Source organism: Rhodococcus sp. 008 (assembly GCF_001682295.1).
GTDB lineage: Bacteria > Actinomycetota > Actinomycetes > Mycobacteriales > Mycobacteriaceae > Rhodococcus_F > Rhodococcus_F qingshengii.
Map to the genome: position 1 here is coordinate 6199312 of NZ_CP012749.1, position 19543 is coordinate 6218854.

The 19543-nt window shown below is 62.7% G+C and carries 21 protein-coding genes and 1 riboswitch; of the genes, 10 read left to right on the plus strand and 11 right to left on the minus strand.

The window, feature by feature from the left end:
* Positions 1-49 precede the first annotated feature (49 nt).
* Entirely contained in the window at positions 50-1600 is a 1551-nt protein-coding gene (locus AOT96_RS28615) for a serine/threonine-protein kinase (protein WP_030536591.1), read from the plus strand.
* A 13-nt stretch (positions 1601-1613) separates the two neighbouring features.
* Here AOT96_RS28615 and AOT96_RS28620 read toward each other — a convergent pair whose 3' ends face one another.
* The gene (locus AOT96_RS28620; RefSeq protein WP_007731110.1) at positions 1614-2912 is read right to left on the minus strand and encodes a deoxyguanosinetriphosphate triphosphohydrolase; all 1299 of its coding nucleotides are present in this window, start codon (positions 2910-2912) and stop codon (positions 1614-1616) included.
* A 5-nt stretch (positions 2913-2917) separates the two neighbouring features.
* On the minus strand, positions 2918-3607 hold the full coding sequence (locus tag AOT96_RS28625; protein ID WP_007731109.1) for a YdcF family protein: 690 nt from the start codon (positions 3605-3607) through the stop codon (positions 2918-2920).
* A gap of 69 nt (positions 3608-3676) precedes the next feature.
* Here AOT96_RS28625 and AOT96_RS28630 point away from each other — a divergent pair, with 69 nt between their 5' ends.
* Entirely contained in the window at positions 3677-5743 is a 2067-nt protein-coding gene (locus tag AOT96_RS28630; RefSeq protein WP_065352630.1) for a TPM domain-containing protein, read from the plus strand.
* Positions 5744-5842: 99 nt separating this feature from the next.
* Positions 5843-6580: a polyprenol monophosphomannose synthase gene (locus tag AOT96_RS28635; RefSeq protein ID WP_003944487.1), complete on the plus strand. Its 738-nt coding sequence runs from the start codon at positions 5843-5845 to the stop codon at positions 6578-6580.
* Here AOT96_RS28635 and AOT96_RS28640 read toward each other — a convergent pair.
* On the minus strand, positions 6555-7361 hold the full coding sequence (locus AOT96_RS28640) for a helix-turn-helix domain-containing protein (protein ID WP_047270801.1): 807 nt from the start codon (positions 7359-7361) through the stop codon (positions 6555-6557). The genes AOT96_RS28635 and AOT96_RS28640 overlap by 26 nt on opposite strands.
* A 138-nt stretch (positions 7362-7499) precedes the next feature.
* Between AOT96_RS28640 and AOT96_RS28645 the strand changes: the two genes are divergently transcribed.
* Positions 7500-7865 carry a nuclear transport factor 2 family protein gene (locus AOT96_RS28645; protein ID WP_054781579.1) on the plus strand — a complete coding sequence of 122 codons (366 nt, stop codon included), beginning with the start codon at positions 7500-7502 and terminating at the stop codon, positions 7863-7865.
* Positions 7866-7913: 48 nt separating this feature from the next.
* On the plus strand, positions 7914-8405 hold the full coding sequence (locus AOT96_RS28650) for a MepB family protein (RefSeq protein ID WP_007731102.1): 492 nt from the start codon (positions 7914-7916) through the stop codon (positions 8403-8405).
* On the opposite strand, the gene AOT96_RS28655 is transcribed toward AOT96_RS28650, so the two are convergent.
* Both AOT96_RS28655 and AOT96_RS28660 read right to left on the minus strand, forming a co-directional pair.
* Positions 8380-8961 (minus strand): dihydrofolate reductase family protein, encoded by a 582-nt coding sequence (locus AOT96_RS28655; protein WP_007731101.1) that lies wholly within the window; start codon positions 8959-8961, stop codon positions 8380-8382. The genes AOT96_RS28650 and AOT96_RS28655 overlap by 26 nt on opposite strands.
* 94 nt (positions 8962-9055) lie before the next feature.
* Positions 9056-10447 carry a glycine--tRNA ligase gene (locus tag AOT96_RS28660; protein ID WP_003944491.1) on the minus strand — a complete coding sequence of 464 codons (1392 nt, stop codon included), beginning with the start codon at positions 10445-10447 and terminating at the stop codon, positions 9056-9058.
* A 198-nt stretch (positions 10448-10645) separates the two neighbouring features.
* On the opposite strand from AOT96_RS28660, the gene AOT96_RS28665 reads away from it, so the two are divergent.
* Entirely contained in the window at positions 10646-11029 is a 384-nt protein-coding gene (locus AOT96_RS28665; protein ID WP_003944457.1) for an ArsR/SmtB family transcription factor, read from the plus strand.
* Positions 11030-11040: 11 nt separating this feature from the next.
* Positions 11041-11472: a Fur family transcriptional regulator gene (locus tag AOT96_RS28670; RefSeq protein WP_003944514.1), complete on the plus strand. Its 432-nt coding sequence runs from the start codon at positions 11041-11043 to the stop codon at positions 11470-11472.
* A 5-nt stretch (positions 11473-11477) separates the two neighbouring features.
* Here the strand turns inward: AOT96_RS28670 and AOT96_RS28675 are convergent, their stop codons facing one another.
* From AOT96_RS28675 to recO, 3 genes are read right to left on the minus strand one after another with little or no spacing between them, the layout of a single operon-like run.
* Entirely contained in the window at positions 11478-11900 is a 423-nt protein-coding gene (locus AOT96_RS28675; protein WP_019749000.1) for a YbjN domain-containing protein, read from the minus strand.
* Positions 11897-12715, minus strand: coding sequence for an isoprenyl transferase (locus AOT96_RS28680; RefSeq protein WP_003944543.1), 819 nt, complete (start codon positions 12713-12715; stop codon positions 11897-11899). Before AOT96_RS28680 ends, AOT96_RS28675 begins: the two co-directional genes overlap by 4 nt.
* The gene (recO, locus tag AOT96_RS28685; RefSeq protein ID WP_029255636.1) at positions 12672-13487 is read right to left on the minus strand and encodes a DNA repair protein RecO; all 816 of its coding nucleotides are present in this window, start codon (positions 13485-13487) and stop codon (positions 12672-12674) included. Before recO ends, AOT96_RS28680 begins: the two co-directional genes overlap by 44 nt.
* A gap of 96 nt (positions 13488-13583) precedes the next feature.
* On the opposite strand from recO, the gene AOT96_RS28690 reads away from it, so the two are divergent.
* The gene (locus AOT96_RS28690; protein ID WP_065352631.1) at positions 13584-14333 is read left to right on the plus strand and encodes a TetR/AcrR family transcriptional regulator; all 750 of its coding nucleotides are present in this window, start codon (positions 13584-13586) and stop codon (positions 14331-14333) included.
* Here the strand turns inward: AOT96_RS28690 and AOT96_RS28695 are convergent.
* Both AOT96_RS28695 and AOT96_RS28700 read right to left on the minus strand, forming a co-directional pair.
* Positions 14330-15319 carry an AurF N-oxygenase family protein gene (locus AOT96_RS28695; RefSeq protein ID WP_050654659.1) on the minus strand — a complete coding sequence of 330 codons (990 nt, stop codon included), beginning with the start codon at positions 15317-15319 and terminating at the stop codon, positions 14330-14332. The two genes, AOT96_RS28690 and AOT96_RS28695, sit on opposite strands and share 4 nt — an antisense overlap.
* Positions 15320-15422: 103 nt before the next feature.
* Positions 15423-15863, minus strand: coding sequence for a DoxX family protein (locus AOT96_RS28700; protein WP_003944516.1), 441 nt, complete (start codon positions 15861-15863; stop codon positions 15423-15425).
* 138 nt (positions 15864-16001) lie between these two features.
* A riboswitch (TPP riboswitch) is annotated at positions 16002-16095 on the plus strand.
* 17 nt (positions 16096-16112) lie between these two features.
* Here AOT96_RS28700 and AOT96_RS28705 point away from each other — a divergent pair.
* The gene (locus AOT96_RS28705) at positions 16113-16877 is read left to right on the plus strand and encodes a 3-oxoacyl-ACP reductase (protein ID WP_046379952.1); all 765 of its coding nucleotides are present in this window, start codon (positions 16113-16115) and stop codon (positions 16875-16877) included.
* Positions 16877-18157: an LLM class flavin-dependent oxidoreductase gene (locus AOT96_RS28710; protein ID WP_007731085.1), complete on the plus strand. Its 1281-nt coding sequence runs from the start codon at positions 16877-16879 to the stop codon at positions 18155-18157. Before AOT96_RS28705 ends, AOT96_RS28710 begins: the two co-directional genes overlap by 1 nt.
* On the opposite strand, the gene dinB is transcribed toward AOT96_RS28710, so the two are convergent.
* Positions 18154-19452, minus strand: a complete 1299-nt coding sequence (gene dinB, locus AOT96_RS28715; RefSeq protein WP_083197682.1) for a DNA polymerase IV — start codon at positions 19450-19452, stop codon at positions 18154-18156. The genes AOT96_RS28710 and dinB overlap by 4 nt on opposite strands.
* Positions 19453-19543 lie beyond the last annotated feature (91 nt).

The following is a 19543-nucleotide window of genomic DNA, read 5'->3' on the forward strand; positions in this document are numbered from 1 at the left end:
CGGCACCTCCTGACAACGATATGTTGATGGCCGACTCTGCACCGCAGCGATGGGACCGACGATGACTGAAAACGCCTCGAGCTCGCACGAAGGGCGATCAGGAACCCGATTCGGCGTGTACGAGTTGCGTAGCCTCCTCGGCCGAGGCGGAATGGGTGAAGTGTACGAGGCGTACGACACCTCGAAGGATCGCCTGGTCGCTCTCAAGTTGCTCCATCGAGAGCTTGCGGCCGACCCGTCATTCCAAGCTCGTTTCCGCCGAGAATCTCGCACCACCGCCGCCCTGAACGAACCGCACGTGATCCCGGTGCACGACTGGGGCGAGATCGACGGAGTTCTCTTCATCGACATGCGATTGGTCGAAGGTCATACGTTGCGAGCCGAGTTGACCGAATTCGGCCGACTCACGCCTGTACGAGCCGTCGACATCGTCTCGCAAATCGCGTCGGCGTTGGACGCCGCCCATGCCCGCGGGCTCATCCATCGTGACGTCAAACCAGACAACATCATTCTCACGAACAACGGCTTCGCCTACCTCGTCGACTTCGGAATCGCCTACTCACAGACGGACACGAAGATCACCACCGAGGGAAGCGCAGTCGGTTCGTATGCATACATGGCGCCGGAGCGGTTCGGAATCGAAACGCCGACGGCCGCAGCGGATGTCTATTCCCTGGCTTGTGTCCTCTACCAATCACTCACCGGAACAACACCTTTCAACACCACAAGCATCGAGCATCTGGTCAATTCGCACCTGAACGCTCCGCCGCCACGCCCTACACTGGCGGTTCCGTCGCTCCCGCAAGGCCTTGACGCCATCGTGGCTCGCGGCATGGCAAAGGATCCCGCACACCGCTATCCGACTACGGGAGCGCTCGCACTCCAAGCGCGGCAGGCCCTCTCGACGACCCACACCCCCGGTGCCGCCGGCGGATTGCAACCCACGATCGTCGGGCAGCCCACCTACACCACGGCGAATCCCGCTCACGGGAACTACACGCACATCGTGACAAAGACCAAGCGAAACCGAGCACCGATCGCGATCGGTGCGGCTGGAATTGCACTCGTTCTGGCCGCAGGAGGCACGGCGGCCTGGGTGACGCTGGGGAATTCGGGCCCCGAATCACCAACCGCTGTAGCAGCTTCCACCGCCACGTCGGCACCGGCACCCATTCAGGATCCGGTCAGAACGCCGAAGCTCGAGCCGCTACCCACCGCCGGACAGCAGGCAACCACGACCACGCGGGCGCCGAACCCCGCCACGAAGAACGGCGATCTCGGGGTGAGCAAGCCGATCACCGTCCCCTCATGCAAAGGAACCGGAATCGTGGTGTTGGCCAATGCCACCGATCCGGCAACGTACGCCAGCGAGATCCAGAACTACCTCGACGCGTTCCCCGGCTCGAAATACCTACGCACAGACCAGTCCTGCCCGTCACTGCGTCAAGTCTCCGATTCGGGGACGGCGATCTACACGGTGTATCGCGAATCCGGGAACACCGAGTCGAAGATCTGCAAGGACGTTCGCGCAGCAGGTGGCGACGCTTACGGCAAGTGGCTCGATACCACTACCGACCCGTCGACGCGGATGACTTGCTGAGGGCGTAAGTGGCTCAGCCCCAGCTGGCCTGCGCGCCCAGGCTCGCTTTGTCCACCCGTTCGAGCCGACTCTCCGTGTACGACGCGATCTGATCCACCACTACCCGGACCCGAGCACCGTCGTCCGCGGCGCGTTCCCACGCGGGCAGCAGGATCGGATCGAGCCCGGCCGGCGCAGTTGCCAGCAGCCATTCCGCGACGCGATGAACACGATCACGCTGCCGATCCTGACGCGCTTTGTGTCCGGCGTCGGACATCACGTAGTACAGCGCCACGGTCTTGAGCAACGCCACCTCGGATGCGACGGCCTCGGGTATGTCGAGGTCGGCTTGATAGCGCGAGAGGGGTCGGTCACCGTGTGTCAGCCGGGTGCTGGCGATCGCCGCGGTGGCGAAGCGACCCACCAATTCACTCGTGAGATTCTTCAACGCGACGGAACTTCCGAGTGTTCCGTCGAAACTTCCGACCCCGCGTACGACGGGGAGTTCGGACAACCGTTGAGCGGCGTCGATCAGATCGTCGACTACCAACCCCCGAAACTCGGAGGCCCCCAGTTCTGCCAGTGCGCGCTGCTCGGACGGATCAGCAAGCGAGCGAAGGTCGATACGGCCTGCGATCACCCCGTCCTCCACGTCGTGCACGGAGTACGCGATGTCGTCGGCCCAGTCCATGACCTGAGCTTCCAGGCATTGCCGACGCTCGGGCGCTCCCTCGCGAACCCAGGCGAGCACCTCTGCGTCGTCGTCGTATGCCCCGAACTTCGCGCCGGGCTCAGGGCGGGTCCAGGGATACTTGATGGCTGCGTCGAGTGACGCCCTGGTGAGATTGAGGCCTGCGCTCAGACCGTCGGGGCGCAGGATCTTGGGTTCGAGGCTGGTCAAGATCCGCAGATTCTGCGCATTGCCCTCGAAACCTCCGCAGTCCTTGGCGACTTCGTCGAGGGCCTTCTCGCCGTTGTGACCGTACGGTGGGTGCCCGATGTCGTGCGCGAGACCGGCGAGGTCCACCAGGTCCGGATCGCAACCGAGTCCGTCGGCGATCCCTCGCCCGATCTGTGCGACCTCCATCGAGTGCGTCAACCGCGTGCGAGGTGTGTCACCGTCGCGCGGGCCGACAACCTGGGTCTTGTCGGCCAAGCGCCGCAAAGCCGCGGAGTGTTGGACACGCGCCCGATCTCGCGAGAAGTCCGAACGATGCTGCGCCGCTGCGATCTGCGAACCCGGCAACCCCGCTCGCTTCGGCGCCTCGACGACACGACGTTCGAGGTCGTGTTCGGAGTAGGTGCCGCCTCCGTAGGTGGTGTGAGCTGTCATGGTCTCTATTGCCCTGCCGTGTAGGGGAAGTCTGCCGAGAAGTGCGTGAGCTGATACCAGAGCAGCGCGCCGGTTTCGCGAGCGATTCCGTGCAACTGGGATTCGCGGGTGAAGACAGCCGGGCCCTGACGAGTAGGTGCGGTCCACGCCTGGAGTCCTGTGTCGCGGGCCATCGTCCGCGTTCGCAAGGAGTGCCACGGGTCACTGACCAGGACAGCGGAATTGATTCCCTGCGAGGACATCTCGGCGCTCACCGCGTCGATACTGAGCAGTGTGTCCGAACCGGTCTCCACCGCGGTGATCGCACTCGAAGGAATTCCGCGATCGGTCAGATACATCTTTCCCGACGCCGCTTCGGTGTACTCGTCACCTTCTTGTTTGCCGCCGACAGTGATGATCTGCGGCGCCACTCCGCGCTTGTACAGCTTGTACGCCTGCTCGAGTCGGGCCTCGAAGACGGACGACGGAGTGCCGGAATACTGAGCCGCGCCCAGAACGACTATCGCGTCGGCCGGCCGCGTGTCGTCGATGCGCGCCACCTGCCACACCCGGAACGCAGTACCCCCGACCAGAACCACGGCCATCAACACGGCACCGGCGATCAGTCGGCGCGTCCAGCGAGCCAATCCTGCCCCGAAGCCGCCCGCCCGTGAGGGTGATGGGTCGTGGGGGCGGTTACCGAAAGCAGGTTTCACTCCCGCAATTCTGCCAGTTCGCGGCGATCACCTCCGATGCCGACGCGCCACAACGGATAGATTTGCGTCATGGCCCTCGCACCACACTTCTCGCAGTTGTCCTCGGTAGAGCAGAGTCGGACAATCACCCGACCCGTTCGCCGTCGGGGAAGCGCCGCCGCCGTCGCTGCGATTTTCGCTCTGCTGGCGCTCGTCTTCAGTCCTGCGCTCGCCTCGGCGGACGCCCCGATGGTGTTGCCGAATCACATCACCGACACCTCCGGGGTTCTCGACGCCGGGCAACGCAGCGACATACAAGCCGCGATCGATCAACTCGGCGAGGACCACCAGATCGATCTGTGGGTCGCGTTCGTCCCCGATTTCAACAACCTGGGTGGCCAGGCGTGGGCGCAGCAGACAGCCACGAAGTCGACGCTGAGTACCAAGTCCGTCCTGCTTGCAGTTGCCACGGCGGAGCGTGCTTACTACCTCGATGTGCCCGCTGAGCTGAGCAACATCACGGATTCCGACATCGAATCGATCAATACCGACGCGGTGGAACCGGCTCTCGCCGAGGATGATTGGACCGGCGCGGCGATTGCCGCGGCCGGCGCACTCGGCGACGCGAACAACACGAGCGGCGGAATGGGAGTCGGAACACTCCTCATCGCGGGCGGCGCTGTGGTGGTCGGGACGGGCGGCGTGGTCCTGTACTCACGCAAGCGCAAGAACGACAAGAACAAGGCAAGCGTCGAAGCCGCGAAGAACATCTCCCCCGACGACATCGCCAGCCTCAATGCACTCCCGCTGCCAACGCTCGACGAACGCGCGAAGGAGATCCTCGTCGAGACGGACAACGCGATCGCCGGCAGCCAGGAGGAACTCGATCTGGCCCGCAGCGAGTTCGGAGATTCCGCCGTCGCACCCTTCTCGGCAGCATTCGACAAGGCCAAGGCCACCCTCGCCGAAGCCTTCGCGATCAGGCAGCGACTCGACGACGCCATCCCGGAAACTCCCGATCAACGCCGCCAGATGCTGATCGACATCATTTCCTCGTGCGGTCGAGCCGACCAAGAACTCGAAGCTCGCGTCGAGGAGTTCGACGGGCTTCGCGACCTTCTCATCAACGCCCCCGCCCGTCTCGATGCGTTGACGCAGAGTGTTGTTTCTCTCAGCGTGCGCTTGCCCGAATCCGAGGCGATTCTGACCAAATTGAAGGATCAATTCCCCGCGCCGACGCTGGCATCGGTCGTGAACAACGTCACGATGGCGAGTGAGCGCCTGACGCTCGCCGAGAAGTCGATCGAGGAAGGACGAGACGCGACGGCACTGCCGGCCGGTAAGCAAGGCGCTGCCGTCACTGCGATTCGCACGGCCGAAGCCGCCCTCGATCAGGCACGCAAGCTACTCGACGGCGTCGATCACGCCGCCGACGACATCCGAAACGCCATCGCGACACTTCCGTCCGCGATGGACGACGTCCAGCAGGGCATCACCGCTGCGGACGCTTACCTGGCGCAAGGCGGGCAGAAGTTGGCGGACGCGAAGGCCGCAGCCCAGGCAGCGTTGGCGAATGCTCAGAAGTCGAAGGACAGCGATCCGCTGACAGCCTTCAACCAGATCGTCGCAGCCGACGCCCAACTCGACGCGCTTCTTGCCGACGCTCAGGAGCAGAAGCAGCAGCTCGAACGTGCACAGCAGCGCCTCGCCCAGGACATTCTGGCCGCACAGGCTCAGGTGACCGCTGCAGGCGACTTCCTCGGAACCAGGCGCGGCGCGATCGGAGCGGAGGCGCGCACTCGCTACGCCGAGGCTCAGCGGCACCTGCAGGCGGCCCAGCAATTGCAGGCCTCGGATCCGTCGAAGGCGCTGCAACACGCCCAGGCCGCGACCACCTTGGCGACGCACTCACTTCGCGCCGCGCAGAACGACGTCAACACCTGGGAAGCAAACCAACGACCCCGCGGTGGCGGCGGCGATGCGACGGGAGCGATCCTCGGCGGCATCCTGATCAACAGCATTCTGCGAGGTGGCGGAGGGCCCCGCTCGTACGGCGGACCGAGCAGCAGCGGACGCTCCGGTCGCGGTGGCGGCGGCGGTGGTTTCGGCGGCGGGGGCGGCGGCCGAACCAGTCGAGGCGGCGGCGGCCGGTTCTGACGGATCCCGTCGAGGTAGTAAAATCCCTACTTTGTTCACGACCGCACTCGTCGTACGCTTCATCCGGCAAGTCGGGATCACAGATCATACGAAGGTGTTATGGAAAGCGTCGCCCCGCAGATAACCGTCGTTGTACCTACATACAACGAGCGTGAGAACCTGCCAAAGCTCGTCGATCGCCTCGCCGCGTTGAAGATCCCGAACCTGCACGTCCTCGTGGTGGATGACAACTCCCCCGACGGAACGGGCGAGGTTGCGGACAAGTTGGGTATCGACGGTCCCATCCCGGTCGGAGTGCTTCACCGCACGGTCAAGGACGGACTCGGCCGTGCTTACGTCGCGGGCATGAGCCGGGCTCTGGCAGAGAACGCAGACATCGTCATTCAGATGGACGCAGATCTCTCGCACCCGTCCGAAGCGATCCCCGCCATGATCGAGATCCTCACCACTACCGACGCGGCAGTCGTTCTCGGCTCCCGCTACGTCGAAGGCGGCGCAGTCGCCGGCGACTGGCCGTGGCACCGCAAGGCCTTGTCCGCCTGGGCGAACTTCTACGTCAACGCTATTCTGCGACTGCACGTCAAGGATGCGACCGCCGGCTTCAAGGCGTGGCATGCAAAGACCTTGCGCGACATCGACGTCGAATCGGTGCAGAGCAACGGCTACGCGTTCCAGGTCGAGATGAACTACCGAGTTGTTCAGCGCGGCATGAAGATCGCCGAAACGCCCATCCGCTTCGAGGAGCGCACCGAAGGCGTCTCCAAGATGAGTCTCTCGGTTCAGTTGGAGTCTGCACTGGTGCCGTGGAAGCTCAAGTTCGGCAAGAAGTCCCTGTGACCTCGGCGGCCGATCGAAAGTAGTCGGCCGTCTGCGTGTCCGACGGGTAGAACGATTCGATCGCAATCTCTGCGAGCGTGACGTCGCGCGGCGTACCGAACACGGTGGTGGTGCTGAACATCGCCAGTTCGGTATCGCCGACGCGTACACGCAACGGAACCAGCAGGGAATTCGCGCGGTCGTCGTGCCAGTCTCCGCCGCTCGGATAGGCGCGCAGCTCGTCGAGCAACGACGACAGCTGCACATCCGCACTGACCTCCACTTCCCGAGCCAGCCTTGTGAGCAGGTGGGCCCGCCACTGCGCGAGGTTCACGATCCGCGGCGCCATGCCCTCGGGATGCAAGCTCAGACGCAATACGTTCACCGGTGGTTCCAGGAGGAAATCAGCGGCGCCCGCGGTCAAAATTCCCACGGCCTGGTTCCCGGCGACCATCTCCCACTGCTGATCGACCACCACGGCCGGATACGGGTCATGCGCGTCGATGATGCGATCGATGGCCTCACTCACCGCTGACATCGGCGCTTCTGCCAACGACTTCTGCGAGTACTCCGGCGCGTGGCCACTTGCCAGCAGAAGCGTGTTCTGTTGTCGTAGAGGAACATCCAGACATTCGGACAGGTGAAGAATCATGTCCCGGCTCGGCTTGGAGCGGCCGGTTTCGATGAAGCTCAGATGCCTGGTCGACACTCCTGCCGCCGCCGAGAGTCCCAACTGAGTGAGCCTTCGCCGCTCCCGCCACCGCTTGAGTTCGGAGCCCACGTCCATCGTCTCGAAGGTCATTCTTTCAAGTTAGCGACCCGAGGTAGCCGAGGCCATGACCTCAGAGGTAATCGACCCGACGCAGTTTCGGAGGAACAGTGGTCTCAGCCGGCGAGGCCGCCGGACATTCACCACCGGAAACTGATCAAGGGAGCGACCATGAGCGACTTCGACGCAATCGCCGACGCCTACATCGACATGTGGAACGAAACCGATACCACCGCCCGTAAAGCACGGGTCGAGCAATTGTTCGCACCCGGCGGTCGCTACACCGATCCGCTCGCGGACGTCACCGGACACGATCAGATCGACGCGATGATCAACGCTGTGCAGCAACAATTTCCGGGCATGCACTTCACCCTCGTCGGACCTGTGGACGCGCATCACCGACAGGCCCGATTCGGTTGGGCTCTCGGCCCGTCGGGGGCCGAGTCACTGATCGACGGATTCGACGTACTCGAACGCGACGACGACGGCCGGGTGACGCTTGTCCTCGGGTTTCTCGACAAGGTGCCTTCGGCCTGAATCGGGACTACCACCGACAGCGTTCGTCACGAAGGTTGTCGGTGGTTCGTGGCATCATCGGTGCCGATGAACGCCGACGGATTTACCTGGTCCACACCGATTCCCGAGTCCGAGGGTGCTGAGTACGACGCTCACACGTTGACCGTCAACGGCCTTGCCTCCGTCTATCGAACCGCCAAGACGACGCCGACCAAGCTCGGTCAGTTCGTCACGCTGTGGCGCCGTTCCGAGGCCGGGCCCATCCGCCCATTCGACACCAGCGACGGCGTCGCGCTGTTTGTGGTGAAGGTATACGACGAAGAGCATTCGGGGCACTTCGTCTTTCCCGTCGAAACCCTCGTCGAACACGAGATCGTCTCGACGAACTTCTCCGGCGGTAAGCGCGCTGTCCGGGTCTATGCGCCCTGGGTTACGCCGACCAGCGCGCAAGCAGTCAGAACTCAGCGCTGGCAGATTCGGCATTTCGGCGAGTTCCCTGATGTACTCAGCTCGACTGTGTTCAGCTCAACTGCGTTCAGCTCAACTGATACGTCGCGATGATGACGCCTGTTGTCGTAGGGACGCTGTCGGTGAGGGTGAACTGAGCGAGCGCAGCTCCGTCGGGGAATAATCTGCGCCCAGTTCCGAGAACCAGCGGATGTATCAGCAGAGTGTAGGTGTCGACGAGACGCCGATCGGCCAAGGACGTGATCAAGTCGCCACTGCCCAGAATCACCAGATCCGGGCCCTCACTTTCCTTGAGCGTGGCGACCGCGTCGGCGGCATCACCTTTCAACAAGGTCGAGTTCTTCCACGGGAGCTGTACGCCCAAAGTTCTTGAAACTACGTATTTCTGCGTGTTGTCGAGCACCTCGGTGAACGGATTGTCGGTCTGAAACGGCCAGTACGAGGCGAAGTTTTCGTACGTTCTGCGGCCCAACAGCAACTCCGATTTCTTCGCCATCCCCTCCCCCATCTTCTGCGCCATGACGGAATCGTTGAAGGGTGCTGCCCACCCACCGTGCTCGAATCCGCCACGACGGTCCTCGTCCGGCCCACCAGGTGCCTGCATGACACCGTCGAGAGTCACGCTGTTGGTCACGCTGAGTTTTCTCATAACTTCGATCCTGCGCCTGAAGGACCATCGGGGAAAGAGAAAACGGGCGGTCCTTCTCGATTGAGAAGGACCGCCCGTCAGCTTCGAACGAGAATCAGGAGCCGATCAGCCGTGCGGCCAGGTAGCTTTCCACCTGATCGAGGGCGACGCGTTCCTGCGCCATGGAGTCACGCTCACGCACCGTCACAGCCTGGTCTTCGAGAGTGTCGAAGTCGACCGTGATGCAGAACGGTGTGCCGATCTCGTCCTGGCGACGGTAACGACGACCGATGGCGCCGGCGTCGTCGAACTCGACGTTCCAATTCTGACGCAGCTGCGCTGCAAGATCTTTGGCCTTCGGCGTCAGGTCCGCGTTACGCGAGAGCGGCAGAACGGCAGCCTTGACGGGAGCGAGTCGACGATCCAGGCGGAGCACTGTGCGCTTGTCGACGCCGCCCTTGGAGTTGGGCGCCTCGTCCTCGGTGTAGGCGTCGACCAGGAAGGCCATCAGCGAACGCGTGAGACCGGCCGCCGGCTCGATGACGTACGGCGTGTACCGCTCGCCCGTCGTCTGGTCGTAGTAGTTCAGCTCGGTGCCCGAGTGCTTGGAGTGCGTCGAGAGATCGAAGTCGGTACGGTTCGCGATACCTTCGAGCTCGCCCCATTCGCTGCCCTGGAAGTGGAAGCGGTACTCGATGTCGGTCGTGCCCTTCGAGTAGTGCGAAAGCTTTTCCGGCGCATGCTCGTACAGACGCAGGTTGTCCTTGTTGATACCGAGGCCGGTGTACCAGTCAAGGCGGTAGTCGATCCAGTACTGATGCCACTGCTCGTCCTCGCCCGGCTTGACGAAGAATTCCATCTCCATCTGCTCGAACTCACGGGTGCGGAAGATGAAGTTGCCGGGGGTGATCTCGTTGCGGAAGCTCTTGCCGATCTGGCCGATGCCGAACGGCGGCTTCTTACGCGAGGTGGTCAGCACGTTGGCGAAGTTCACGAAGATGCCCTGTGCGGTCTCGGGGCGAAGGTAGTGCATGCCCTCTTCGCTCTCGACGGGGCCGAGGTACGTCTTGAGCATCATGTTGAAGTCGCGCGGCTCGGTCCACTGGCCGACGGTGCCGCAATCGGGGCAACCGATGACATCCATCGAGACGTCGTCCGGGTTGTCGAGCTTCTTCTTCTCCGCGTACGCCTCCTGCAGGTGATCCTGACGGTGACGCTTGTGACAGTTGAGGCACTCGACGAGCGGGTCGTTGAAGACACCGACGTGACCGGACGCGACCCACACCTCGCGGGGCAGAATCACCGACGAGTCGAGGCCGACGACGTCCTCGCGGCTGGTGACCATGTTGCGCCACCACTGGCGCTTGATGTTCTCCTTGAGCTCGACACCCAATGGGCCGTAGTCCCATGCGGACTTGGTACCGCCGTAGATCTCACCGCACGGGTAGACCAGGCCTCGCCGCTTGGCGAGATTGACAACGGCTTCGATCTTGGACTTGGGTGCCACTCGATTGCTCTCCATCTGGGTAATAGATGCATGATTTTCGTGCGCTTTTCGCACCATCAGCCTATCTGGCGGCTGCCACGCACTTCCGTCCAAGGTTGACATGCATACTTGTGCATATCAAAATGAAAGTGATTTGCAATAATGTGGTGAGATGGCTATGCCCGGACATCATGATCTACCCCTCGAAGGAGCCTCGCTGTGAGCATTGCGGATACCGGCGATCTCCACAAAAGCCATGATCATTCCGACCTCGGACACACGCACGACCCGTTCGAAGCCGCACCGCCCGCGCCCGTGCCGCCCAAGGAAACCCTGGCGGCAGCCGGCGAAATTCTGCGGGCGCTCGCTGCACCCGTTCGGATCGCGATCGTGCTTCAGTTGCACGAGTCGGAGCGTTGCGTTCACGAACTCGTCGGAGCTCTCGGTGTCACTCAGCCACTCATCAGCCAGCATCTGCGCGTACTCAAAGCAGCGGGCGTCGTCCGCGGCGAACGCAACGGACGAGAAGTTCTCTATCGACTCGTCGACGATCACCTTGCACACATCGTCGTCGACGCTGTCGCCCACGCCGAAGAAGGATGAGATTCCACCGCATGAACACCCCGGGCAGTACGACCTCGAAACGTGGACCGGCCACAGTCGGCGTTCGTTCCACGAAACAGCGCAGCGCCATCTCCGCCCTGCTCGACGACATCGACGAATTCAAGTCGGCACAGGAATTGCACGACGAACTGCGCAAGCGAGGTGAAGGCATCGGCCTGACCACCGTCTACCGCACGCTGCAGGCACTCTCCGACGCCGGAACCATCGACGTCCTACGCACCGACACAGGTGAGTCCGTCTACCGACGCTGCTCCTCCGGGCACCACCATCACCTGGTGTGCCGCAACTGCGGATTCACCGTCGAAGTCGAGGGCCCGACGGTCGAGCAGTGGTCACAGACCATCGCCGAGGACAACGGTTTCACCGAAGTGAGTCACACCGTCGAGATCTTCGGCACCTGCCGCGACTGCGCCGCCGCCTGAGAGCGTCAGGGAATCAAACCCTGCCGGGCGGTATCGGCACCGGTGAGCGCCAGTAGCAACATCGTGGTCAGTGCCTCGTCGTCCAGTCCGGCGGCAGGGAACGTGTAACGCAGGATGACGTCCGCCAGACTGCCGTGGCCGAACACCGCGATGGAGCCGAATTGGATGGTGCGATTCCGCTCGGCCACCTTGCGATGCAGTGCCGCGCTCACCGGTCGGTCCCATGCGAGAACACACGTCATGGACAGCACGTCCAGACCCTCGGACAGATTCATCGCCTGGATGGAACACAGCGCGCCGGAGTACTGGAAACCCAGTGATCCGTCGGCAGCCACATCGACCGTCACGAAATGCGCCAGCGAGGCGGCCGCGCGTTCTTGTAGGCGGGCTGCTTCGTCGGTGGTGTCGGTCATGTTCTCCCCTGTCATTTGACGCCACCGAATCTACGGTCACGTGAGGCGTACTCGACGCAGGCGGCCCAAAGGTCGCGGCGGTCGAAATCGGGAAACAGCTTCTCCTGGTACACCATTTCGGCGTAGGCAGATTGCCAGATCAAGAAATTGGACGTCCGCTGTTCCCCCGACGGACGCAGGAAGAGATCGACGTCGGGCATGTCGGGTTCGTCGAGGTACTTGGCAACCGTCGCCTCGGTGATCTTGTCCGGATTGATCTCACCGGCCGCGACACGCTTCGCGATTTCCTTTACCGCATCGGCAATTTCGGCCCGGCCGCCGTAGTTCACACACATGGTCAAGTTCATGACGGTGTTGTTCTTGGTCAGTTCTTCGGCGATCTCGAGTTCCTTGATCACGCTGGCCCACAGGCGTGGCTTACGACCGGCCCAGCGAACACGCACACCCATTTCGTTCATCTCGTCGCGTCGACGGCGGATGACATCACGGTTGAAGCCCATCAGGAATCGAACCTCGTCGGGACTGCGCTTCCAGTTCTCGGTGGAGAAGGCGTAAGCGGAGAGCCACTCGACACCCATCTCGATGCACCCGCAGACGGTGTCCATCAGGACAGCTTCGCCGCGTTCGTGCCCGGCGGTTCGGGGCAGACCGCGCTCCTGCGCCCATCGTCCGTTGCCGTCCATCACCAAAGCGACGTGGCGCGGGATCAGTTCGGTCTGCAGGATCGGCGGGGTCGCCCCGGACGGATGTGGGTCCGGTGGTCGGATCACCCGGTCAGCAGCAGAATCAAGCGGAGTTCGCGGTTCGCGTCGTCGAATCACGTGTTCCATCCTGCCTCACGGGCAAGTCGACCTCGACGGCTGCATGCGGCCTCGAACGCTCGATCAGCGGCAACGTCCGCAATTGGCGCTCGAGATGCCACTGCAGGTGTGCCGCGACCAGTCCGCTGGCTTGCGTCCGCAGCGTCGCGGGCGCCGAATCGGTACCCTCCCACTCCCCTCGGAGCAGGGCTTCCATCAAGTCGAGCACTCCGGGCGACGGCGTCGCAGCACCCGCCGGGCGGCAATAGGTACACACGGCTCCGCCTGCGGCGACATGAAAGGCCCGGTGCGGGCCAGGAGCACTGCAGCGGGCGCACTCTTCGAGGGCAGGCGCCCAACCCGCATAGCCCATGGCTCTCAACAAGAACGCGTCGAGCACGAACTCGACCGGTCGTGCCTGCTCGGCGATCGCACGCAGTGCTCCCACCGTCAATCGCTGAAGCTGCGGGGCCGGCGCGCGTTCCTCGCCGGCCAACCGCTCGGCAGTTTCGAGTACGGCGCAGGCCGTGGTGTACCGGCTGTAGTCGTCGACGATGTCGGTGGCGAATGCGTCGACCGTCTGCACCTGAGTGATGATGTCGAGATTCTTGCCCGGAAGTAGTTGCACGTCGATGTGAGCAAACGGTTCGAGTCTGGCACCGAATTTGGAGGTGGTTCGGCGGACACCTTTGGCCACGGCACGTACCAACCCGAACTGACGGGTGAGCAACGTGACGATGTGGTCGGCTTCGCCCAGTTTGTGCAGGCGCAGCACCACCGCCGTGTCTCGATACAACCTCACTCGACCAGTGTCCCACGTTGTACCGACGACCGATCCCGATGCCGCGCCCGATGACAAGTCGGAAACACGGCAGGTCCGTCCGGATAGACTGGCGCGATGCCGAGCGACGCAATTGTGCAACCTGTCACTGCAGAGTTGACCGGTCGCGAAGCGCGGTGGGAGCGACACAACTCCGAGCGTCAGAAACGGATACTCACCTCGGCGGTCGAACTGATCGAAGAGCGTGCGGCAGGTGCCGAGGTGTCCGTCCAGCAGATCGCCGATCGTGCCGGCCTCGCCAAGTCGGTGGTGTACCGCCAATTCAGCGGCCGAGACGACCTCGATCGACGAGTGCGAGCGTTCGTGCTCGGCCAATTTGCGGCGGCCCTGGATGCTTCGATGAGCATTTCGGTAGGCACTCTCGACCAGATCCTGACCCGAACCATCAGCGCCGTCGCCGAGTGGATCACCGAGCATCCGCGGATTCACGAGTTCATGGGCACCGGCCCCACCGACTACGACGACGAGAGCATCGACGCGATCAGCAGTCTGAAGGCCACAATCGCCGACTCCGCCCGCACCACTATCACCGAAGTCGGTCGATCCGTGGGGATCGACTCCTCGCCCTTCGATTCACTACCGTTCGCAGTGGTGACAATGGTCGAGGGCACGCTCACCCACTGGGTCCGAAGCACCGATCCGAAACCGAGCCGCGAAGAGATCGTCGCCGACCTCGCGAAATACACCTGGTACATGTTCGACGGCGTTGCCCGCTCGAGCGGACTACAGATCGATCCCCATGTCGAATTGTCCACGCTCATAGCCGAGCTGATGTCCTCCGACGGAGGAACTTCGCGGCCGGACTAGATCCGGGTCTTGTCGGAACGCTTCGGCTCGCCGCGGTAGCGGGCGTAGTCGCCGTCGATGCGCAGCTTTCGCCACACACGCTTCGACACCGGATTCATCAATCCGAGTTCGTCTGCCAGGGCTCGCATTTCACCGAAGTAGTTACCCAGGATGCGGCGTGAATGCGGGCTCCCCCAGAAGGCGCTCTTCATCACCTCGTCCGGGATTCCGAATTCTTCGGCGAATTCCTTTGGCGGTGACATGATTTCACCCGCAAGCCAACGCATCGCGCCGGGGAAGGCGACCGATGTGATGGCTCGACTCGTACGACTGAGTCTGGGTACGTGATTGCGCAGGAACTCGTGAGCAAACGAGATGTGTCTCGCTTCTTCGGCGATGTGGATCTCCATGGTGCGGAGCATCGCCGGCGGCGTGTCCTTACCCTCACGGATGAGATCCTTCTGGAAGTGGTCGATCGGTTCTTCACCAGCCAGAATGCCGATGAAGAAGATGACCGGGAACTTTGCTCCCAGCACTCCGATGATCGGCGACAGTCGCCGGAACATCGGACGCATACCCGGCACGTCGATGTCCATGCGATTGACGAGTTCCTGGAACATCTGGATGTGATTGCACTCTTCGGTCATCTCGTGCAGGCAGTACCGGAACTCAGGCGACTGGTTGGGTAGCGCCATGATGTATTGCAGCATTCCCCGGATCAAGATGCTCTCGAAGGCCGAACCCACCTTGGTCACGTTCGCCTGACGCCACATTCCCATGGCGATTCGACGCTCCAACGACTGATCCTGGTACCACTGCGTCGCCCCGAGGGGGTCCGACACGGACGAGAGCACCCATCTCGGATCATGCGGATCGATCGCGAACTCTGGTGAATCCCAGTCGATGTCGAGATAGGGATCGAAACTGCGGGCAACTGAGCCCTCGGACAAAGTCTGCAGTACCTGGTGGTACGGCTTTTCCACTTCGATCGACGCTGACCGAGCCATCGGTGTCTCCTCACGGCCAGTCCGTCGATTGCAGTCGACGGACTTGAATGAGGTCAAACATAATGGGACACCGCGTCCCACGCAACCCCCTCGGGGGCCTATTTCAGGCCCGACGCAGCGGGATGATCTCGCGAACCTTCTCGTCCCGGAGATACAGTCCCGCCCACATGACGATTCCGGTGTAGACGGCAAACAGGGTCGTGCTCAGCAGAGGCTGTTCAGCTCGAAGGTTGGTCAACACCGCTCCCCCCAGGTAACCGGTGAGCAGAATCGCGCCGAGTATCGACGTTCGCGGAATCACGTACAGCGCAAGGCAGATCAGTTGCACCACCCCAGCCGTCAATGCCAGCGAGTCCGGCAACCCAAGTTCAGCCGACGCATCCTTGACTGTCTGAAGGTTGAGAATGTGGATGATGCCGTCGAAGAGCATGAAAACGACGAACAGCCCACTCAGGACGTATCCGAGCTTGCGAGCCGTGGCCGAAGGTGTCGTCGTCGTGGCGTTACCGGAAACAGTTTCGTTGTGGACGGGCTGGGTGGTCATCGGAATCTCCTGGGGCGAAGGCGAGCGGCCGGTTGCCACTTCGCTTGCAATTACGACTCCCGCGCGATCGAAAACTCATCGCGCCGGCCGTTACAACGCACCCGGCGTTCAGGACGATTCACCTCACGTGGTCTGATGGACGGTGACACGGGGTGCCGAAAAAGTCGGCTGAGATCAGACCCGATGAACCTGACCAGTTAGCACTGGCGGAGGGATGTCGACGTGACCGAACAGCAATTTCAGCGCGCATTGAACCTCGACGAGCAGATCGTTCTGATCACCGGTGGCGCCCGCGGGCTAGGCGCCGCACTGAGCCGAGCATTCTCCCGCTCGGGCGCCCGCGTAATCGTGAACTACAACAAGAGCCGCGATGCCGCCGAGGCCCTGGTCGCCGAACTGGGTGAGGATCGCACCTTCGCAGTCCAGGCGGACGTGACGGACCGCAGTTCCGTCGACCAGTTGTTCTCCGCTGCACGCGAGAGATTCGACGCACCGATCTCGACCGTGGTCGACAATGCACTGGTCGACTTCTCGTTCAACGGCGATGCACGGCCGAACGCGGACACGATCACCTGGGCCGACTTCGACTCTCAACTACGCGGAGCTGTTGCCGGAACACTCAATACCACCCAGGCAGCGCTACCAGGCATGCGCGAACTCGGCTTCGGCCGAATCATCACTGTCGGAACCAATCTGGTCCAGAATCCGGTAGTTCCGTACCACGACTACACCGCTGCCAAGGCCGCACTGTTGGCACTGACACGGACGCTGTCCGCCGACCTCGGTCCGGACGGGATCACAGTCAACATGGTCTCGGGCGGCTTGCTCCGCACCACCGATGCGAGCGCCGCAACACCGGAAGCCGTGTTCGACATGATCGCGGCAAGCACTCCCCTGCGCCGAGTCACCACGCCGGACGAATTTGCCGACGCTGCACTCTTTTTCGCCTCCCCATGGTCGCGGGCCGTGACCGGCCAGAACCTGGTTGTCGACGGCGGACTCGTCAAGAACTGATGGGCGCACAGCTGCGGATAGGTGCGTTCCTGCTCGGTTGCGGACATCACAGTGCGGCATGGCGTCATCGCGACTCACCGGTCGAAAGTCTCGGCGACATAACGTATTACGAGTCGCTCGCCCAGATCGCCGAACGCGGCAAGCTGGACGCCGTCTTCTTCGCTGACGGTCACAGTGTTCGCGAACCCGAGTCGGGTGCGTCGTGGTTTCTCGAGCCGATCACCGCATTGACTGCCATGGCACGAGCGACAGCGGACATCGGCCTGGTGACCACCATTTCCACCACTTTCTACACGCCGTTTCACGCGGCGCGACTGTTGGCCTCGCTCGACCACATCAGCGGCGGACGGGCCGGCTGGAACGTCGTGACCTCGATGTTCGACCAGGAGGCGCGCAACCACGGACTCGAGGCGATGCCCGATCACGCATCCCGATACGAACGAGCCGACGAATTTGTCGAAGTGGCCCTCGCATTGTGGGATTCATGGTCGGAAGACGCGCTGATTCTCGACCGGTCGGGGCGTTTTGCCGACGCAAACAGGATTTCTCGAATCGATCACGACGGCAAACATTTTCGGGTGGACGGGCCGTTGACGGTTCCGCGCTCCCCGCAAGGCCGGCCGGTGTTGTTCCAGGCCGGGGCGTCCGAGCAGGGCCGCGATCTGGCGGCGCGTCGCGCCGAGGCAATCTATTCGGTTGCCTACGACTTACCCAGCGCACAGGCCTACTACGCGGACGTGAAATCGAGAATCGAGCGAGCCGGCCGGGATTCGAACTCTGTCGCCGTGATGCCGGGACTGGTCACCTACGTCGGCAGCACCGTCGCCGAGGCCAGGGCGAAGAAGGCCGAACTCGATCTCCTGCTGCCCACCGAACAGTCGATACGCCAACTCTCGTTGTTCACCGGACAGGATTGCGAGAACTGGGATCTCGACGGGCCCGTGCCCCCGTTGCCTCCACTCGAAGCGTTCACCGGGCCGCAGGGACGCTACGCCACTATTTTGCGGATCGTCGAGAAGGACGCACCGACTGTGCGGGAGCTCCTCGGGACGCTCGCTGCGGGTGGTGGTCACGCAACGATGATCGGAACACCGGAGTCGATTGCCGACGAGATGGGATCCTGGTTGAACGGCCGCGGTGCCGACGGTTTCAATCTGATGCCGCCGACCTATCCGCAGGGTCTGGAAGATTTTGTCGATCACGTGATTCCAGTGCTGCAGGCGCGTGGGTTGTTCCGTCGCGAATACGAGGGAGCGACTCTGCGAGAAAACCTCACCTAGTCCGGCAGTAGCGGCACCGACAGGTCCGGATCGCGTCCCAGGAGCACTCCCCTCGTGAGGGCCGCGGAGCCGAACTTCTTCCGGACACTGTCCATTGCCGAGTCGAGGGCGGCAGTGTCCGGACCCGCGAATCCTGGACCGTCGAAGGGCAATTCGAGTTGTTCGGCGCCGTCCCTATCCAGGTTGGAGACAGCGACACCGATCAACGTGATGCCCTTGTCCGCGATCATCGGTATCGCTTCGTCCAGCAGCACCATCGAGGCGTTCAGCAATTCCGCTGTGTCGGCGGTGGACCGGCGCAGCGTGTGAGATCGAGTTGCCCGCGTGAAATCCGCGAAGCGGCGCCGGAGCGTGACCGTGCGCCCCGTCCGCTGCGCCGAACGCATGCGTCGACTGACACGGTCGACAAGGGACATCAACGACGCATCGAGTTCTGCGCGGGGATGGGATCCGCGACCCAGCGCATGCTGAGCACCCATCGAACTGCGGCCACGATAGGCGCGGACGGGGCGCGGATCTCGATTGTGTGAGAGTGCGTAGAGATGGCGACCGGCGCCGCCCCCGAGAATCGAGACGATCGAGGATTCGTCGTGCCGAGCGATGTCACCCACCGTCACGATGTCGAAGTTTCGCAGCTTCTGGGCCGTGATCTTGCCGACGCCCCACAGCTTCTCGACCGGCAAGGGATGCAGGAACTCGGTCTCGCCCTCCGGCGGCACTCGCAGCAATCCGTCGGGTTTCGCGAATGCACTGGCGACCTTGGCCAGGAACTTGGTGCGTGCGATTCCGACCGTGATCGGTAGTCCGACCTGCTCGGCCACATCGCGTCTGAGGTTGGCTCCGATCTGCAGCGGGTTTCCCACGATCTTGGCGAGCCCGCCGACCTCGAGAAAGGCCTCGTCTATGGAGATTCCTTCGACCAGCGGCGACGTGTCGTGAAAGACGTCGAACACGTCTTTGCTCGCCTGCGAGTACGCCGACATTCGCGGAGGGACGACTATCGCCTGAGGACACAGTGATCGGGCCTGACCACCGCTCATGGCTGTGCGAACCCCGAACGCCTTGGCCTCGTAGCTTGCCGCCAAGACCACCCCACCACCGACGATGACCGGCCTGCCGGCCAGAGTCGGGTCGTCGCGTTGCTCGACTGATGCGTAGAACGAATCGAGGTCCGCATGCAGGATTGTTGCGTCACCTGTGGACCGACTATCGCCAGAATGATTACCGCCGGAACGAGCACCGCCAGCGTGATTACCTGGCGTTTCTTGATCCAGCGGTTCATGCGACACGAACATATGTTCCCATGCGCCACCGACACAATGAAAGGCCGCAAATAGATTCCATGGAATTAATCACGAATCGGGCGTACGGTGAAAGAATGATTCC

Bases quoted from the DNA above. Each gene is read 5' to 3' on its own strand.
- dinB (WP_083197682.1), bottom strand. From the start codon at position 19,452: ATGTTCGTGTCGCATGAACCGCTGGATCAAGAAACGCCAGGTAATCAC.
- AOT96_RS28695 (WP_050654659.1), bottom strand. From the start codon at position 15,319: ATGGCTCGGTCAGCGTCGATCGAAGTGGAAAAGCCGTACCACCAGGTA.
- AOT96_RS28700 (WP_003944516.1), bottom strand. From the start codon at position 15,863: ATGACCACCCAGCCCGTCCACAACGAAACTGTTTCCGGTAACGCCACG.
- AOT96_RS28680 (WP_003944543.1), bottom strand. From the start codon at position 12,715: ATGGAACACGTGATTCGACGACGCGAACCGCGAACTCCGCTTGATTCT.
- AOT96_RS28645 (WP_054781579.1), top strand. From the start codon at position 7,500: ATGAGCGACTTCGACGCAATCGCCGACGCCTACATCGACATGTGGAAC.
- AOT96_RS28615 (WP_030536591.1), top strand. From the start codon at position 50: ATGGGACCGACGATGACTGAAAACGCCTCGAGCTCGCACGAAGGGCGA.
- AOT96_RS28655 (WP_007731101.1), bottom strand. From the start codon at position 8,961: ATGAGAAAACTCAGCGTGACCAACAGCGTGACTCTCGACGGTGTCATG.
- AOT96_RS28710 (WP_007731085.1), top strand. From the start codon at position 16,877: ATGGGCGCACAGCTGCGGATAGGTGCGTTCCTGCTCGGTTGCGGACAT.
- AOT96_RS28620 (WP_007731110.1), bottom strand. From the start codon at position 2,912: ATGACAGCTCACACCACCTACGGAGGCGGCACCTACTCCGAACACGAC.
- AOT96_RS28690 (WP_065352631.1), top strand. From the start codon at position 13,584: ATGCCGAGCGACGCAATTGTGCAACCTGTCACTGCAGAGTTGACCGGT.
- AOT96_RS28675 (WP_019749000.1), bottom strand. From the start codon at position 11,900: ATGACAGGGGAGAACATGACCGACACCACCGACGAAGCAGCCCGCCTA.
- AOT96_RS28635 (WP_003944487.1), top strand. From the start codon at position 5,843: ATGGAAAGCGTCGCCCCGCAGATAACCGTCGTTGTACCTACATACAAC.
- AOT96_RS28630 (WP_065352630.1), top strand. From the start codon at position 3,677: ATGGCCCTCGCACCACACTTCTCGCAGTTGTCCTCGGTAGAGCAGAGT.
- AOT96_RS28670 (WP_003944514.1), top strand. From the start codon at position 11,041: ATGAACACCCCGGGCAGTACGACCTCGAAACGTGGACCGGCCACAGTC.
- AOT96_RS28640 (WP_047270801.1), bottom strand. From the start codon at position 7,361: ATGACCTTCGAGACGATGGACGTGGGCTCCGAACTCAAGCGGTGGCGG.